The organism is Exiguobacterium sp. s64, from assembly GCF_018618035.1.
Taxonomy (GTDB): Bacteria; Bacillota; Bacilli; order Exiguobacteriales; family Exiguobacteriaceae; genus Exiguobacterium; species Exiguobacterium mexicanum_A.
Window position 1 is genome coordinate 1 of record NZ_JACSLH010000004.1, and the last position, 13,415, is coordinate 13,415.

Here is a 13,415-nt window from a genome sequence, read left to right on the forward strand (position 1 = left end):
AAAAGGGGCTCGGGCAGAGCGCCTAAAGGCCCGAAAACGACAAAGTCACGTTTCAGTTCGCCTGAAACGTGACTTTGTCTACAATCTGAGATGACTGAGTTTTCAGTCATCTTTTTTTATTTTGGTCAATTCCCTTTAGATTCCTCGACGTCAAGACGATATAGGAAGAAACGTTGCATGCGAGAGGGGAATATACATATGTCAGTGAAACAGAAGTGGACAGCGTTACGGAACCGTGTGAACGTCCGGCGCTTTCAATGGAAACCGAAGTGGCGAAAGTCGAGCACACGCCCAAAACAGCGAGTGACCGGCAAGAACCTGACCATCCGTCAAAAACTGTGGGGACTCGTCATCCTCGCGCTCCTCATGGTCGCAGGGGTCGGCGGCTATTCGCTCTTGTCGCTCGCCGATGCGAACCGGCAAGGCGATGATATCGTCAACAACTGGAGCAAAGGGCTCGACTACGCCCACGAGCTGAACACGCTCGCAGCAAACTATCGCGCGCTCGAACTCGAACACATCGTGACCGACGACGCGGCCGCGAAAGAAGAATTGATGACCGCGATGAAAGACATTCGGACGCGCATCAATGAGATCGCCCCGAAATACGAACAGACGGCGACGGGCGAGACGGACAAAGAGCTGTTCGCCAACTTCAGTCGACAGTGGGAGATGTATCAGCGCGTGTCGGACAACATGCTCATCTTCAGCACGTCCGGCAATAACGGCATGGCCCGCTCGTATTATGACGCCCAGTCACAATCGACATACGACAACTTCACGCAACGCTTAACCGAACTCGTCGACTACAACTCGGAAGGCTCACAACGTGTCGGCGCCGACATGGAACGTGAGTTCGGGCAGTCGCTCATCGCACTGCTCGTCGTGACGATCGGAGCGTTCGTCCTTCTCTTGTTCCTCGGACTGAGCTTATTGCGCTCAATCATCAAACCGATGCGGGTGCTCCAAGAGAAATTTGACGAATTGGCCTCGCAAGGCGGCGATTTGACGATGGCCATCCCGGTCACGTCGAACGATGAGATCGCTCAAGTGAGCCGCTCGTTCAACACGTTCCTCGCCACGTTGCGTGACATCATGGTCGATGTCGACAAGACGGCAAAAGTCGTCCTCGTCTCGTCAAAAGAAGTGGCGGCGGAAGTCATTGAACTGAGCCGTTACATGGAAGAGACGTCAGGCACGGTCGAGGAATTGACGGCGGGTATGGAAGAGACGGCCGCATCTTCACAAGAGATGAGCGCGTCGACGACCGAGATGGGCAGTTCTATCGATTCCATCGTCGACTTGTCGAACGACAGCGCGGCGACAGCGGGCGACGTCGAACGTCGCGCCCACGCCATGCGTGAACAAGCCGTCGCATCGAAGACGGAAGCGAACGCCATCATCGAGCAGAAACGCATCGAACTCGACGAGGCGATTAAAGGGGCGCAGTCGGTCGAACAGATCCGGGTCTTGACGAGCGCGATTCTCACCATCGCCGACCAGACGAACTTGCTTGCCTTGAACGCATCGATTGAGGCGGCTCGGGCCGGAGATGCCGGCCGTGGTTTCGCGGTTGTCGCTTCGGAGATTCGAAAGCTTGCCGAGAACTCGCGCCAGACGGTGAACGAGATTCAAGCGGTATCGCATACGGTCATCGATTCGGTCGCCCGGCTCAATACAAGCTCGGCCGATATGCTGACGTTCCTCGACACGAAAGTGCTCGCGGATTACGACCGTCTCGAGGAGTCGGCCACTCAATATGAGGCAGATGCGACCGTGTTCGGCCAGACGGCAGAGACGTTCGAGACGAATGCGCTCCAACTCCGTCATATGACCGATAGCATCCTCCACGTCATCCAAGAAGTCGCGACGACCGTGACCGAAGGGGCGGACGGGACCCAATCGATTTCGGAGAAAGTCCAACTGTCCGTCGAGCGTTTCAACGACGTGCAGGCACGGATGCAGGAGACCGAACAACGTGCGGTCGAACTATCGAATCGCGTGTCACAGTTCAAGTTATGAAGCTAGATCGCAGCCATGATGGGCTGTGGTCTTTTTTTGTGACAATAAATGGAACATAAGACTCGTAAATAAGGTCAATCCATTAAAATAATTGGAAACAAATGTGGAAAACCGTTTGCACAAACCGATAGAAATCATGTGATTCCAAAATTTGATAGAAATAGAGGTGTGAGAGGACGCGTTCCTCGAGAAGATGAAAAAAAGGCTAAATCAACTCACATTGACGCAGAAACTGTTTGGCGGGATCGGAATGATTCTTTTACTCGTCGTAATCGGGATGGGTTACAATCTGATGGCGTTGAACGATGCGACGAGCCGATATGAAGAAATGATTTCATCAGATGTCATGCGGATGAAGGCGGCCGATGAATTATCGTTAGGGATGGTCCGTCAGGCGTATGGCCTGCGTGGTTATATTCTTGAACAAGAGCCGGCCCGGCTTGAAGCAGAGCAGCAAGGGTCAGAAGAGAAAAAAGAAGCAATCAATGCCTTGTTAGAACTTTCGCCTTCGACAGAAGAGACGAAAGAACTAGAGAACTTGATGTCATACGCATTAGGTTACGATGACTTAGCACAACAGTTGATTCAAGCAATCGACGCGGATGATCAAGAGACAGTGGACCGACTCGCGCTCCGGTTGTTGCCGGATGTGACGGCATCAATCATTGAGTCAGGAGAGACGATGCAAGCCGAATCGGAAGCCGCGATGTTGGCGAAGCAAGCGCAGCTTGAGAGTCGAGGTCAAAGTGCATTGATATACTCTGCAGTGATCGCCGTCATCATTTTCGTACTCACGCTCGGCGCCGGCTACTTCCTCCAACGCATGGTCACGGTCCCGCTTCGCCAACTATCGGACGAGGTCGGCATCGTCGCCGACGGTGATTTGACACGCGCTGACCTTCAAGCGCTCACGCGCGATGAAATCGGCGAGTTGATGCTTGGCTTCAACCAGATGAAAGGCAATCTCCGCGAACTCATCGACGAAGTGAGCCGGAACGCCCAAGAAATCACGGCGCAGTCGGAAGAACTGTACGCGAGCACAGAAGAGATGTCGTCGCAGACAGAGGAGACGACGCGGATGATTGAACAAGTCGTCGGTGAGACGGTCAACCAGGCGGCGGCTGCTTCGAAGAGCGGACAGGCGGTCGCGGCGGCCGATGAAGGCGTCGAACGAATCGCCACGTCAATCGGGACGATCAGCCAAGACGTCCAGACGAGTCTGAAGCTCGCCGAACGCGGGGAACAGACGATTCAACAAGCGAAACAAGAAGTGCTCGCCCTCGAATCGGAGACGGTCGTGACCGGTCAATCAATCACGGCGTTGAAACAACAGTCAGATGAGATTGCCCTCATTACCGAGGTCATCCAGTCGATCACCGACCAGACGAACCTGCTCGCCTTGAACGCGGCCATCGAAGCGGCCCGGGCCGGGGAGCAAGGGAAAGGCTTCGCCGTCGTCGCCGAAGAAGTCCGCAAGCTTGCGGAACAGTCGAAACAATCGGCGTCCCAAATCGCCGGCTTGATTGAATCGATTCAAACGCAGTCGAATGCGGTGCTCGAGCGTCACGCCATCAGTGCCCGCCGTGTCGAGACGAACACGGCGCTGCTTGAAGAAGCGACGGCGTCGTTCCAACAAATCGTCGGGCAATTGCACGCCTCGGTCGAGAACACGGAACAGATTCGTGTCGCCTCGAATGAGATTGCAATCACAACGAAACAAGTCGCAACAGCTGCGATTCATATGGCGAGTGACAGTGAAGGCACGGCCGAGACGATGCGCAGCGTCGGAGAGACGGCCGACGCTCAGCTCGCGATGATTCAAGAGTTGAACGGCGTCGCCGAGTCGCTCGGCAATATGACCGGTGACTTGCAGACGCTCATCGGACGTTTCCAAACATAAAACGGACCGTCCTTTCCTGTTCTAGGGAAAGGACGGTTTTTGCGTGTTGTCAGGATTGACGAGAGGGTGTTACGGGAATTGCGGGAGAGAGACAACATCTCGACTAACATGAAAAGGGGACGCATTATGAAATATACCGTCATCACAGGAGCAAGTTCAGGTATTGGCTATGAAGCAGCGAAATTGCTCGCCAAGCAAGGGAAGTCACTCGTACTCGTGGCACGCCGCCACGACGAGCTTGAGAAGTTGCGGAACGAAATCAAGGCGATTGCACCGAAGAGCGATGTCATCATCAAGGCCAAAGACTTGTCATACAGCGAGAACGTATACGGGCTGTATGAATCGCTCGCCGATCTCGACATCGAGACGTGGATCAACAACGCCGGGTTCGGGGACTCGAATTTCGTGAAGGACGTCGAGGTCGGGAAAATCGAGAACATGATCCGCTTGAATGTGGAGGCGTTGACGGTGCTGTCGAGCCTATACGTCCGCGACTATCATAACGTCGAAGGGGCGACGCTGTTGAACGTCGCATCGGTCGTTGGCTATCACATCGCCAAAAAAGGTGTCACGTATAGCGCGACCAAATTCTTCGTCAGCGCGTATACGGAAGGGCTTGCCCGCGAGCTCATGAACGATGGAGACAAACTGCGGGCGAAAGTGCTCGCACCGGCTGCGACGGAGACCGGCTTTGCGAACCGTGCCCGTGAAGAAGAGGACTTTGATTATAGCCAAAACGTCGAGAAGTATCATACGGCCGAAGAGATGGCCGGGTTCTTAGTGCAACTGCTCGAAAGCGATCAAGTCGTCGGCATCGTCAACCACGAGGACTACTCGTTCGAGTTGCGTGGACCGATTCATCCGTATATGTGATCAAGTCAAACAAAAAAACAAACAGGGGTCCCGTCACCGACATGTGGTGGCAGGACCCCTGTTCAGATTTAATCAAGACGAGCGCATCGAATCCCCGTAGCCCCCGGTTAAGCGGTGCGTGAGCCTGTGATACCAATAGCGGAGGCGCAAACGGTATACATACAGTTTGGACGTGTTCGGCAAGACGACGTTGTCGATATAATCGGCGAACATAGCGCGGAACATGTGGTCCTCACTGTCGTCATACGTCGCACTCCACATGCCGTGCTCTTCGACCTCGAGCAACATCGCGATTGTCTCGTCATCGAGCTGATGGTTGTCTTCCGGCAACCGTTTGACGAGCATCTCGACCCGATGGCTGCAGATGGACGCATAAAGCGAGTGGGCGCGAGGGTTGCGTGGGTTAGCGTTCAAGTATCCGATGGCCACCTTGAGGAGCTCATCGTTCATCTCGAGTGGAATCTCATCATACACTTGGAAGAATTCGAGCAACATCGGCACCGTCTCTTCGTTGAACCCGGCGAGCCGGACGTAATGCATCAAATGGAGACCGGCCTCCCCATAAAACTTACGATTGAAGTAATGGACGGCGATGGTGCGTTGGACGATTGGCACGTCCGGATAGCGTTCGACGGCCCGAAGGAAATGTTGCTCGGCCTCGAACAAGAAATTCGTATCGTCGCTCAAGATGCCATGGAGACAGTGGATCATGTAATGGTCGCCTTTTGCGCTCGCGGCTTCGAGCACGTCGCGGGCCTGACCGAACTCGCCTTCACGGATGAGCGGATATGCCCGCATCGTCGGAAAAAACGGGTCGTCCGGAAAGTTTGTCTCGCCGCGGACGACGAGCGACTCGATCGCTTCAGCGTTATAGTCGTCAATCATTTCTTCAAGGAGCATCATCTCGAGGAAGGTGCGTTGAAAGTCTGGATGGTGTAAATCGATGGTGTGTTTCATGAGGGTCCCTCCCGGCGTAAATGAGTGTTGCTTCATTATACCGAGCATTCGGACGAACGAGTAGAGTTATTTCAAAAAATGGGAAAAGAATAGGGAAGGATTTCCGAGGAAATGGAGGGATGGAGATGGTCACGTTCACGGGTTATATTGTCGAACTCGAACCGACGCGGATGCGGGTCGCGCCGAATCAAGATGCCGAGCCGTTCGATGGCATTGTGTTTCACTGGGAAGAGCCACTTCGAGAGGATGAGACGCCGCTCGCCGTCGGTCAACAGGTGCGCGTCGAGCACGATGAAAAGATGACCCGCTCGCTGCCGCCCCAGGCGACGGCGCATCGAATTGATGTGCTATGATGAGACCGAGGTGAACGAAATGGGACAGTCAAATTTCTTATGGATGGGTGTCGTCATCGCCATCAGTGCGCTCATCGTCTGGTTGTTGCAGGACGTGATGCCATTTTGGATGTTGTCGATTATCCTGCTGTTGTTCGGGGCCGCGGTCGGCAACTTGCAGCGGCGCACGCGAAAAGACACGTAAAAAAGCACGTCATCATTCCGATGGCGTGCTTTCTTCATCTTCAGTTTCAACTGCAGTCGGCTCGTCTGTGGCTTCTTCGGGCGCGTCATCGGCGACCGGTTTCTCCTTGACGACGGGCGGCGTCTCTTTCTTGTCAGGTTTAGCGGTGGCTTTCGGCTTGTCTTGTTTCTTGACTGGTGCCGCCTCCGTTTCTTTTTCTTGAACTGCCGGCTGTTCCGGCTCGACCGGTTCGGCCGGTTCGGTCACGGGGACGTCAGGCTCGGTCGGTTGCTCCGTGACGGGAGGGGCCTCCGATTCTTCAGCAGGTTGCTCCGGTTCGGCCGGAGGCTCTTCCTCGACCGGTGCCGGTTCTTCAACTGGAGGCTCGATCGGTTCCGGTGTGTCTGGCGCTGCTTCAGCTTCCGGTTCCGGTTCGGGCGCTGGTTCAGGTTCAGGCGCCGGAGCGGGTTCGACCGGGTCCTCACGTTTCGGGACCGGTGTGATCGGTGCGACCGGTGCGAGTTCAGCGGCCGGGGCACTGCGTTTTGTCGTCGGTGGCGGGGCCGGTGTGTCCGACTCGAGGAACGACAGTACGTCTTGTTCGAACAAGGCGACCGGGAGCGTCTTCGTCACCAAGTGAAGGCCGAGCACTCGTCCATTGGCCGTGACGATCGGGCTGCCGATGGCGCGGTTCGGTAAATCGAATTCGCGGCGATAGCTGTCTTCTTCGAACGTGAGCGTTCCTTCAATCTGTTCGTCCGGTGCGAGTGTCAACACCGGCTCGTCTGGTCCGACAATCGCGTGACTGAACGAGAACGGGGTCGCTTTTACTTTTTCGATGCGGATGACGGCGATGGCGTCAGTCCGGCCGATGACCGTTCCATTCACCGTCTTGTCACCATGTTTCATCGTGACGCGGGTGATGCCGGCGACGTTATGGGCCGCCGTCAATACATCTTGCGGGCTAATCAAAAACCCGGTACCCGTGCCGACGGTATACAGGCTATCTTGCAACGTCTCAAGGTCGACGGTAGTGGCACCATCGGCTGAGACCGTGTCTTTCGTGATGTTCAAATCGACTTTGTCGGCGAGTGAATCACTCGAGCGCGGGCTGTCGGTAAGATAGGCGTTCGTTAAAAACGAGACGAATGCGATGAGTGCAATGACGATGGGGACAGCAATCCATTTCAAGCGACGTGGGCGATAGCCACACGTCGGACAAACAGTGATTTTCGAGCGGGTCTTCGCTCCGCAGCGTGGACAAGTCACGGGATGACACCTTCCTTCATACACATAGATGATATGCCTATTCCTCATATGAAGCAGGGGTAAACAAATATTTGTTGGGGCACACACATTTATCTGGATTTGGACTGACTTTTTTTAAAACGGGAATGGGTTAGAGTAACGTTTCAGAAAGGGGAAACCGACATGCAGCCCTTTTGGACGACCCGTGCCTTCCGTTCCTATTCGATGAGTCGAGCAATATGATATGCTGTTGAAAATGACAGTAGGGATGGGATTAGATATGAAGTTCGTCGTATTATTCGGTCCACAAGCCGTCGGCAAGATGACGGTCGGACAAGAGCTCGCCAGCATCACGGATTTAAAGCTGTTCCATAACCATATGACGATTGATCTCGTCAGTCCGTTCTTCAGTTATGGGACGGACGAAGGCCGCCGCCTCGTCCAGCTGTTCCGCCACGAATTGTTCGAAGCGGTCGCGAAAAGTGACTTGGACGGAATGATTTTCACGTTCGTCTGGGCGTTTGATTTAGTAGAGGACTGGGCGTATATCAAACAAGTGACCGACCTGTTCGAGTCGAACGGGGCCGATATCTACTACGTCGAGCTCGAGGCGGACATCGAAGAGCGGCTGATCCGCAACCAAACGGAGAACCGGCTGACACATAAGCCGACGAAGCGGGATATCGCCTGGTCGGAAGGTGAGTTGAAGCAGACGGCGACGCTCTATCGATTGAACTCACAGCACGGGGAACTCGACGTCGACAACTATTTGCGCATCAACAACACGCATCTCGATGCGGCGACGGTCGCTGAACGAATCAAACAACATTTCCAGCTATGACAAAAGCGAGTCCCGCATAAGGACTCGCTTTTGTTATGCCCACCAATCGGGGCGGTGATAGGAGGTGAGCAGGTCTTTCTCGACGAGACGTGCATCGAGGTAAGACGTGACGCTCGGGAGTATGGGATCGAGATCGGCCGGGTGGACCATGACCTCAATCGAGTCTCCAGGTTGAATCGCATCGAGCGTCTCTCGTGTGACGCCATCACCGTAGAACGCGTCCTGAGACGCTTAGAGATGCGAAAAACATCGCCTAAATAAGTTGAATTGTGGTAAACGCGCTTCATACACATCGAATAGCTGAATCAATCTTTACTCATCTTGGATGAGTGGATTCATCAAGCCGGCGGGATAGGCGTCGTGGTGCGAACCTGAGATAATCTCTTGAATCGCGAGTTGTTCAAACGTCTTCAAATTTGTGATGAATCCTTTGATTGGCAGCGGGAGTGCCCCGATGGTGATTGGAAGCGGACCTGACTTCGTGATGACGGCGTCGTCAGGTGAATTTTGATGACGATACGGGCAAGATTCGTGAAGTTAACGAGCCAAGCGTCCGGGCAAATTACGGCCATCTCATTGGCGAGCTCAATCAACCAGAATCGTACGGAACGCTTTTACCAAGCCGGCTGGCCGTTCATCGCCGTACAAGGGAAGCGCGGTCGAGTATCGTTCATCCCATGGCAGGTCGCACCGGGCATCACGAAAAACCAGGCCGAGCACTCGCTCTTTCAGACGTTGTCACAAGTCCATGACGTCCATGTCGCCAAGACGACGGAGGCGCTCGAGATTGCCCTCGCTGATGAGAAAGTGAGTGGGCTGCTCGACTGTCCACTCGGTACGCCGTGTTTCTATATCGAGACGGTGACCGAGGACGCCTCTGGACGTACGATTGAATATTCACGTTCCTACTTTAGAGGGGATAAGACGAGCTTCGTCATCGAGCGGAGCTATTCTTGAACACGCCACAGTCTGGCGTATTTTTTTGTATGGATTAAAGGGGTTTCGCATCCGGCAGCCATGGATGTCTCTCATTCATTGAAACGAGAAGCTATGTTGCGTACAGTTAGAAGTAGAAAGGTGGGGGTAGGATGTTATTCAAAAAGAAAACAGCAGAAGAAGCGGCAGGAACGAAACGGTTTCAAGTAAAATTGACGGAACAACTGCCGGAACTCGGGCAAATCACCATCCTCGTCGATACGGCCACCGGCGTGAACTATATCCAGACATGGGTCGGGACAGGTGGTGGCATCACACCGCTACTCGATGCGAATGGTGATGTTGTCGTCGAGGAAGGGTACCGATCGTGATGTCACTCAGCACCAATCGGCTGACGTTACGGCGGGTGATAGCGGACGATGCGCCGCACCTGTTGGCGTATTTATCGAAACCTGAAGTCGTCCGCCATATGGGACTCGACCCGTTCACGTCGTTAGAGGATGCGTTAGAAGAGATTGCCTGGTACGACTCAATTCTCGAGGAAGGGACAGGTGTCCGCTGGGGCATCACGTTGACCGGGCAAGACGAGGTCATCGGCAGTTGCGGATTTTTGAACGTTTCAGCGAAGCACCAGAGGGCAGAAATCGGATTTGAGCTCAGCTCGGATCATTGGGGAAGAGGTATTGCTGGTGAGGCGCTCCGAGCGGTCGTTCGTCATGGGTTCACACAACTCGGGTTCCATCGTATCGAGGCGCTCGTCGAGCCGGCGAATACCGCGTCACAACAGCTCCTCGAACGGGTCGGATTTACGCGAGAAGGGTTGTTGCGGGGGTATGAGTTAACGCAAGGGAAATATGACGATTTGTATATGTATTCATTGCTTGAGACAGACAGCATGACATGATGGGGGACGACACCGATGCAGATTATTGAATTCAAAAACGTGAGTCATGGAGACATTTTACATAACGTGTCCGGTTATTTCCGGGAAGGACGCATCACGACGTTCGTCGGCCCGAGCGGTGCCGGCAAGACGACGTGCCTGAAGCACATCAACGGTCTGTTATCACCGGACGCCGGCGCGATTTACTTCAAAGGGGAGAACATCGATTCGATCGACGTTATCGAACTGCGCCAGCGAATCGGCATGGCGTTTCAAAGCGCGCCGATGATTGACGGGACGGTGTACGACAACATGAACTTGCCGAAAGCCATCTTCGGTGAGACGCTCGAACGGGAACGGGCGGCGGACCTGTTACAGAAAGTCGACTTGGGCGGCATCTCGCTCGACCAACCGATCAAGACGTTGTCGGGCGGGGAACGGAGTCGTGTCGCCATTGCCCGGACGCTCGTCAACAAGCCGGACGTGCTGTTGTTGGACGAGATTACGGCGAGCCTCGACTATCGGACTGTGAAAGAGATTGAGCGGTTGATTGTGAGACTGCAAAAAGACTTCGGGGTCACCGTCGTCTGGATCACGCACGACTTGGATCAGGCCCGGCGTGTCAGTGATGACATGTGGTTTTTGCGAAACGGGGAATTGATTGAATTCGGCGACGCGACGTTTATCGACGAGTCCGACAATCCGATGATTGGTCGTTTTGTGAGGGGGGAAGAGCTATGACGTTCATCGAACTGATGACCTCATTGATTTTCGTCGCTATCCCGCTCGGTTTGGCGCTGTTCTTGAAACTCGGGCTCGAACGCGACATCTTGATTGCGACGGTGCGGTCAATTGTTCAGTTGCTCATCATCGGCTACATTTTGACGTTCGTCTTCGAGAGCGACAGCCCGGTGTTCATGTTGCTCATGATTCTCTTGATGATTGGGGCGGCGACACAGAACATCATCAAGAAAGGGGACGGCATCCCCGGCATCACATGGATGATTCTGCTCACGCTCGTCACGGTCGAGACGTTGACGATGGGCCTCATGCTCGGACTCGGCATCATCCCGTTTGAGCCGGAGAAAGTCATCCCAATCAGCGGCATGGTCATCGGGAACTGTATGGTGTTGTCGCTCCTGTTCTTGAACAAGTTCAAAGACGAGGTCGAGCGGAGCGATGAAGTGATTGAGCTCATCTTGTCGTTCGGCGGCACACCGAAAGCAGCGATTGAGCGCAGTTTGAAGAGCGCCATCCGCACGAGCATGATTCCGACGGTCGAGGCGCAGAAGACGATGGGGCTCGTCCAACTACCGGGTATGATGAGCGGACTCATCATCGGCGGGGCCGACCCGATGGAGGCGGTGTTGTATCAGTTGCTCATCTTATTCCTGATCTTGACGACCGCATCGATTTCGGCGGTCATGGTCGGCTATCTGGCGTATCCGCGCCTGTTCAACCAAAAACTTCAGTTCGTCGGCTTGACGTATCGAAAGGGGAAAACGACATGATTCAAGGCATCCATCACGTGCAAATCACGATTCCGAAAGGAGAGGAAACGCGAGCCCGTGCGTTCTATTGTGGCGTGCTCGGTCTTCCAGAAATCGAGAAACCGGCGTCACTTCAAGGACGGGGCGGGTTTTGGCTCGAGGTCGGCGACCAGAGCGTCCACGTCGGCACCGAGGACGGGGTTGACCGACTGTCGACAAAAGGACACGTCGCCTACGCCGTGACCGATTTGGCGGAATGGGGACAGAAGCTCGAAGCGGAAGGGATTGAGCGGCTCACGGGCATCCCGATTCCTGGATTCGACCGGTTCGAGTTCCGCGACCCGTTCGGCAATCGAGTCGAGATGATTCAAGCCCTCTGAATGGAGAGTGCCCGCTGTGGGTGATCTTTTTTCGTTCAAGAGATCCCGAACAGTTCGATGACAGCTTTCCAATTGGAAGGATAGGCGTTGCTGCCACTATGCTGGTGCAACAGTTTGCCGTGACGGTTCACGGTGAAGTTCCATTGCGTCCCGTCCATCGTGAAGCATCCTTTTTCCTCGAACACTTCAGGCCAGCGATGGGAGACGAGCGACACGAATCGCTCATGGACGCGGAAGGCATCTGTTTCGTTGTACCAACCGGAACGGGGAATCGCCGTGCTCAAGTCGAACTCTTCGCGCCAGATGATTTCCCGTTTGACCGCGCCATCTTCAAAAAACGTGAAGGTGGACTCGTTATGGACGCCGAAGCCGCCGACCGTGAACGTGACGGTGACGGTCGGTCGTTTTTTACGGATGGCATCGAGCGGGATGGTCGGCTCGAACGTCAATTTCGCTTCACGCGACGCTTTGAGGGCCAGCTGTTCTTCTACGGAACGCCTCGGACGAACGGATTGAAACCATTGCGGTTGTTTGTGTTGACTCATGTTCATCTTCCTTTCACCTCATCGGATGGCTTGATTATAAGCAAAATGAACATGAGGGGTATGTACAAAAATGAATCAGGTACGACGAAAGGGAGTGTCGATTGGGACACTCCCTTTTGAGGTGACGATTTAGTTTCAAGAAGGCGGAACGATTGTCCCTTGATGGAACCGCATCTTCCATTGGCCATCCACGTTCACCCAAATCGAACTGCGCAAGGCGATGCGTCCGGTGGAGTGGTCTTCGGTCCGATACGTGGCCAGGACGACGTCGTCTTGAACGGTCTCCAGTGCGAAGTCGGATAGGGTGATGTGAATCTCGCCGAGGTCCATCGTGGCGGCAGATGCCGTCCGATATAACATGCGTCCCGAACTGCCGATTTCAAAAAAATTATCCGTGAGTAGACGGTGCAAGTGCTCAGGCGATGTGCGCACGTCGGTCGTCAGTAATGCCCGTTCCTGTTGTTCGATTAAGTCAGCCAGCATGTAGTTGCTCCTCCCGTTTTCCAAGATTCATGACGATGACGCCGAGTACGATGACGATCAGGCCGATGCTGTTCAAGGTCGACAGTACTTCCCCGTACACGAACACCCCGATCAGCCCGGTCGCGACCGTGCCGAGCCCGGCCCAGACGCTATAGGCAATGCTGAGCGGGATGGTTTTCAAGACGATGCCCATCAACGTGAACGAGATGGCGAAGCTGATTAAGAGAACGAGACTCGGGAACAGATTGGTGAATCCGTCCGACAGCTTCAACATCGACGTCCCGAGCACCTCGAACGCAATCGATACCAGTAAGATTCCGTATGATTTCATGATTCCCCTC

At 54.4% G+C, this 13,415-nt stretch carries 19 protein-coding genes; 12 read left to right on the forward strand and 7 right to left on the reverse strand.

The window, feature by feature from the left end; translation table 11 throughout:
* Positions 1–198: 198 nt before the first annotated feature.
* The 3 genes from KNP64_RS07525 (at position 199) to KNP64_RS07535 (ending at position 4,795) form a co-directional block, all read left to right on the forward strand.
* Positions 199–2,022: a methyl-accepting chemotaxis protein gene (locus tag KNP64_RS07525; RefSeq protein WP_214792502.1), complete on the forward strand. Its 1,824-nt coding sequence runs from the start codon at positions 199–201 to the stop codon at positions 2,020–2,022.
* 193 nt (positions 2,023–2,215) lie between these two features.
* Positions 2,216–3,922, forward strand: coding sequence for a methyl-accepting chemotaxis protein (locus KNP64_RS07530; protein WP_214792505.1), 1,707 nt, complete (start codon positions 2,216–2,218; stop codon positions 3,920–3,922).
* Positions 3,923–4,048: 126 nt separating this feature from the next.
* Complete coding sequence (locus tag KNP64_RS07535) at positions 4,049–4,795, forward strand: SDR family NAD(P)-dependent oxidoreductase (RefSeq protein ID WP_214792509.1); 747 nt, start codon at positions 4,049–4,051, stop codon at positions 4,793–4,795.
* A gap of 72 nt (positions 4,796–4,867) precedes the next feature.
* Here KNP64_RS07535 and KNP64_RS07540 read toward each other — a convergent pair whose 3' ends face one another.
* Positions 4,868–5,752, reverse strand: a complete 885-nt coding sequence (locus tag KNP64_RS07540; protein WP_251126363.1) for a hypothetical protein — start codon at positions 5,750–5,752, stop codon at positions 4,868–4,870.
* Positions 5,753–5,877: 125 nt separating this feature from the next.
* Between KNP64_RS07540 and KNP64_RS07545 the strand changes: the two genes are divergently transcribed.
* Complete coding sequence (locus KNP64_RS07545) at positions 5,878–6,105, forward strand: DUF3221 domain-containing protein (RefSeq protein ID WP_214792512.1); 228 nt, start codon at positions 5,878–5,880, stop codon at positions 6,103–6,105.
* 19 nt (positions 6,106–6,124) lie between these two features.
* Complete coding sequence (locus tag KNP64_RS07550) at positions 6,125–6,289, forward strand: hypothetical protein (protein WP_214718166.1); 165 nt, start codon at positions 6,125–6,127, stop codon at positions 6,287–6,289.
* 12 nt (positions 6,290–6,301) lie between these two features.
* Here the strand turns inward: KNP64_RS07550 and KNP64_RS07555 are convergent, their stop codons facing one another.
* Positions 6,302–7,537 carry a hypothetical protein gene (locus KNP64_RS07555; RefSeq protein ID WP_214792515.1) on the reverse strand — a complete coding sequence of 412 codons (1,236 nt, stop codon included), beginning with the start codon at positions 7,535–7,537 and terminating at the stop codon, positions 6,302–6,304.
* A 259-nt stretch (positions 7,538–7,796) separates the two neighbouring features.
* On the opposite strand from KNP64_RS07555, the gene KNP64_RS07560 reads away from it, so the two are divergent.
* Entirely contained in the window at positions 7,797–8,357 is a 561-nt protein-coding gene (locus KNP64_RS07560) for an AAA family ATPase (RefSeq protein WP_214763514.1), read from the forward strand.
* A gap of 312 nt (positions 8,358–8,669) precedes the next feature.
* Here KNP64_RS07560 and KNP64_RS07565 read toward each other — a convergent pair whose 3' ends face one another.
* Positions 8,670–8,843, reverse strand: a complete 174-nt coding sequence (locus tag KNP64_RS07565; RefSeq protein ID WP_214792837.1) for a family 4 glycosyl hydrolase — start codon at positions 8,841–8,843, stop codon at positions 8,670–8,672.
* Positions 8,768–8,929 (reverse strand): hypothetical protein, encoded by a 162-nt coding sequence (locus tag KNP64_RS14980; RefSeq protein WP_215188179.1) that lies wholly within the window; start codon positions 8,927–8,929, stop codon positions 8,768–8,770. Before KNP64_RS14980 ends, KNP64_RS07565 begins: the two co-directional genes overlap by 76 nt.
* Between KNP64_RS14980 and KNP64_RS07575 the strand changes: the two genes are divergently transcribed.
* The 6 genes from KNP64_RS07575 to KNP64_RS07600 all read left to right on the forward strand — a co-directional run bounded on the left by KNP64_RS07575 (position 8,868) and on the right by KNP64_RS07600 (position 12,046).
* Positions 8,868–9,314, forward strand: coding sequence for a GntR family transcriptional regulator (locus KNP64_RS07575; protein WP_251126364.1), 447 nt, complete (start codon positions 8,868–8,870; stop codon positions 9,312–9,314). The two genes, KNP64_RS14980 and KNP64_RS07575, sit on opposite strands and share 62 nt — an antisense overlap.
* 131 nt (positions 9,315–9,445) lie before the next feature.
* The gene (locus KNP64_RS07580; protein WP_214718161.1) at positions 9,446–9,664 is read left to right on the forward strand and encodes a DUF6440 family protein; all 219 of its coding nucleotides are present in this window, start codon (positions 9,446–9,448) and stop codon (positions 9,662–9,664) included.
* The gene (locus tag KNP64_RS07585) at positions 9,664–10,197 is read left to right on the forward strand and encodes a GNAT family N-acetyltransferase (protein WP_214718354.1); all 534 of its coding nucleotides are present in this window, start codon (positions 9,664–9,666) and stop codon (positions 10,195–10,197) included. The genes KNP64_RS07580 and KNP64_RS07585 overlap by 1 nt, the downstream gene beginning before the upstream one ends.
* A gap of 15 nt (positions 10,198–10,212) precedes the next feature.
* A complete protein-coding gene (locus KNP64_RS07590) occupies positions 10,213–10,917 on the forward strand; it encodes an ABC transporter ATP-binding protein (protein WP_214718158.1) in 705 nt (234 codons plus the stop codon).
* A complete protein-coding gene (locus KNP64_RS07595) occupies positions 10,914–11,687 on the forward strand; it encodes an ABC transporter permease (RefSeq protein WP_214751501.1) in 774 nt (257 codons plus the stop codon). The genes KNP64_RS07590 and KNP64_RS07595 overlap by 4 nt, the downstream gene beginning before the upstream one ends.
* A complete protein-coding gene (locus tag KNP64_RS07600) occupies positions 11,684–12,046 on the forward strand; it encodes a VOC family protein (RefSeq protein WP_214718149.1) in 363 nt (120 codons plus the stop codon). The genes KNP64_RS07595 and KNP64_RS07600 overlap by 4 nt, the downstream gene beginning before the upstream one ends.
* 35 nt (positions 12,047–12,081) lie before the next feature.
* Here the strand turns inward: KNP64_RS07600 and KNP64_RS07605 are convergent, their stop codons facing one another.
* From KNP64_RS07605 to KNP64_RS07615, 3 genes are all read right to left on the reverse strand, one after another.
* Positions 12,082–12,591 carry a hypothetical protein gene (locus KNP64_RS07605; protein WP_214792521.1) on the reverse strand — a complete coding sequence of 170 codons (510 nt, stop codon included), beginning with the start codon at positions 12,589–12,591 and terminating at the stop codon, positions 12,082–12,084.
* Between the two features lie 135 nt (positions 12,592–12,726).
* Positions 12,727–13,074 (reverse strand): nuclear transport factor 2 family protein, encoded by a 348-nt coding sequence (locus KNP64_RS07610; protein ID WP_214792524.1) that lies wholly within the window; start codon positions 13,072–13,074, stop codon positions 12,727–12,729.
* Positions 13,064–13,405 (reverse strand): DMT family transporter, encoded by a 342-nt coding sequence (locus KNP64_RS07615; RefSeq protein WP_214792527.1) that lies wholly within the window; start codon positions 13,403–13,405, stop codon positions 13,064–13,066. Before KNP64_RS07615 ends, KNP64_RS07610 begins: the two co-directional genes overlap by 11 nt.
* Positions 13,406–13,415: the final 10 nt, after the last annotated feature.

What these genes read in the sequence shown, in the direction of transcription:
- KNP64_RS07580 (WP_214718161.1), top strand. Translation starts at nt 9,446, where the DNA reads ATGTTATTCAAAAAGAAAACAGCAGAAGAAGCGGCAGGAACGAAACGG.
- KNP64_RS07590 (WP_214718158.1), top strand. Translation starts at nt 10,213, where the DNA reads ATGCAGATTATTGAATTCAAAAACGTGAGTCATGGAGACATTTTACAT.
- KNP64_RS07595 (WP_214751501.1), top strand. Translation starts at nt 10,914, where the DNA reads ATGACGTTCATCGAACTGATGACCTCATTGATTTTCGTCGCTATCCCG.
- KNP64_RS07535 (WP_214792509.1), top strand. Translation starts at nt 4,049, where the DNA reads ATGAAATATACCGTCATCACAGGAGCAAGTTCAGGTATTGGCTATGAA.
- KNP64_RS07530 (WP_214792505.1), top strand. Translation starts at nt 2,216, where the DNA reads ATGAAAAAAAGGCTAAATCAACTCACATTGACGCAGAAACTGTTTGGC.
- KNP64_RS07550 (WP_214718166.1), top strand. Translation starts at nt 6,125, where the DNA reads ATGGGACAGTCAAATTTCTTATGGATGGGTGTCGTCATCGCCATCAGT.
- KNP64_RS07605 (WP_214792521.1), bottom strand. Translation starts at nt 12,591, where the DNA reads ATGAGTCAACACAAACAACCGCAATGGTTTCAATCCGTTCGTCCGAGG.
- KNP64_RS07575 (WP_251126364.1), top strand. Translation starts at nt 8,868, where the DNA reads ATGACGATACGGGCAAGATTCGTGAAGTTAACGAGCCAAGCGTCCGGG.
- KNP64_RS07585 (WP_214718354.1), top strand. Translation starts at nt 9,664, where the DNA reads ATGTCACTCAGCACCAATCGGCTGACGTTACGGCGGGTGATAGCGGAC.
- KNP64_RS07615 (WP_214792527.1), bottom strand. Translation starts at nt 13,405, where the DNA reads ATGAAATCATACGGAATCTTACTGGTATCGATTGCGTTCGAGGTGCTC.
- KNP64_RS14980 (WP_215188179.1), bottom strand. Translation starts at nt 8,929, where the DNA reads ATGGCCGTAATTTGCCCGGACGCTTGGCTCGTTAACTTCACGAATCTT.
- KNP64_RS07600 (WP_214718149.1), top strand. Translation starts at nt 11,684, where the DNA reads ATGATTCAAGGCATCCATCACGTGCAAATCACGATTCCGAAAGGAGAG.
- KNP64_RS07610 (WP_214792524.1), bottom strand. Translation starts at nt 13,074, where the DNA reads ATGCTGGCTGACTTAATCGAACAACAGGAACGGGCATTACTGACGACC.
- KNP64_RS07525 (WP_214792502.1), top strand. Translation starts at nt 199, where the DNA reads ATGTCAGTGAAACAGAAGTGGACAGCGTTACGGAACCGTGTGAACGTC.
- KNP64_RS07540 (WP_251126363.1), bottom strand. Translation starts at nt 5,752, where the DNA reads ATGAAACACACCATCGATTTACACCATCCAGACTTTCAACGCACCTTC.
- KNP64_RS07545 (WP_214792512.1), top strand. Translation starts at nt 5,878, where the DNA reads ATGGTCACGTTCACGGGTTATATTGTCGAACTCGAACCGACGCGGATG.
- KNP64_RS07560 (WP_214763514.1), top strand. Translation starts at nt 7,797, where the DNA reads ATGAAGTTCGTCGTATTATTCGGTCCACAAGCCGTCGGCAAGATGACG.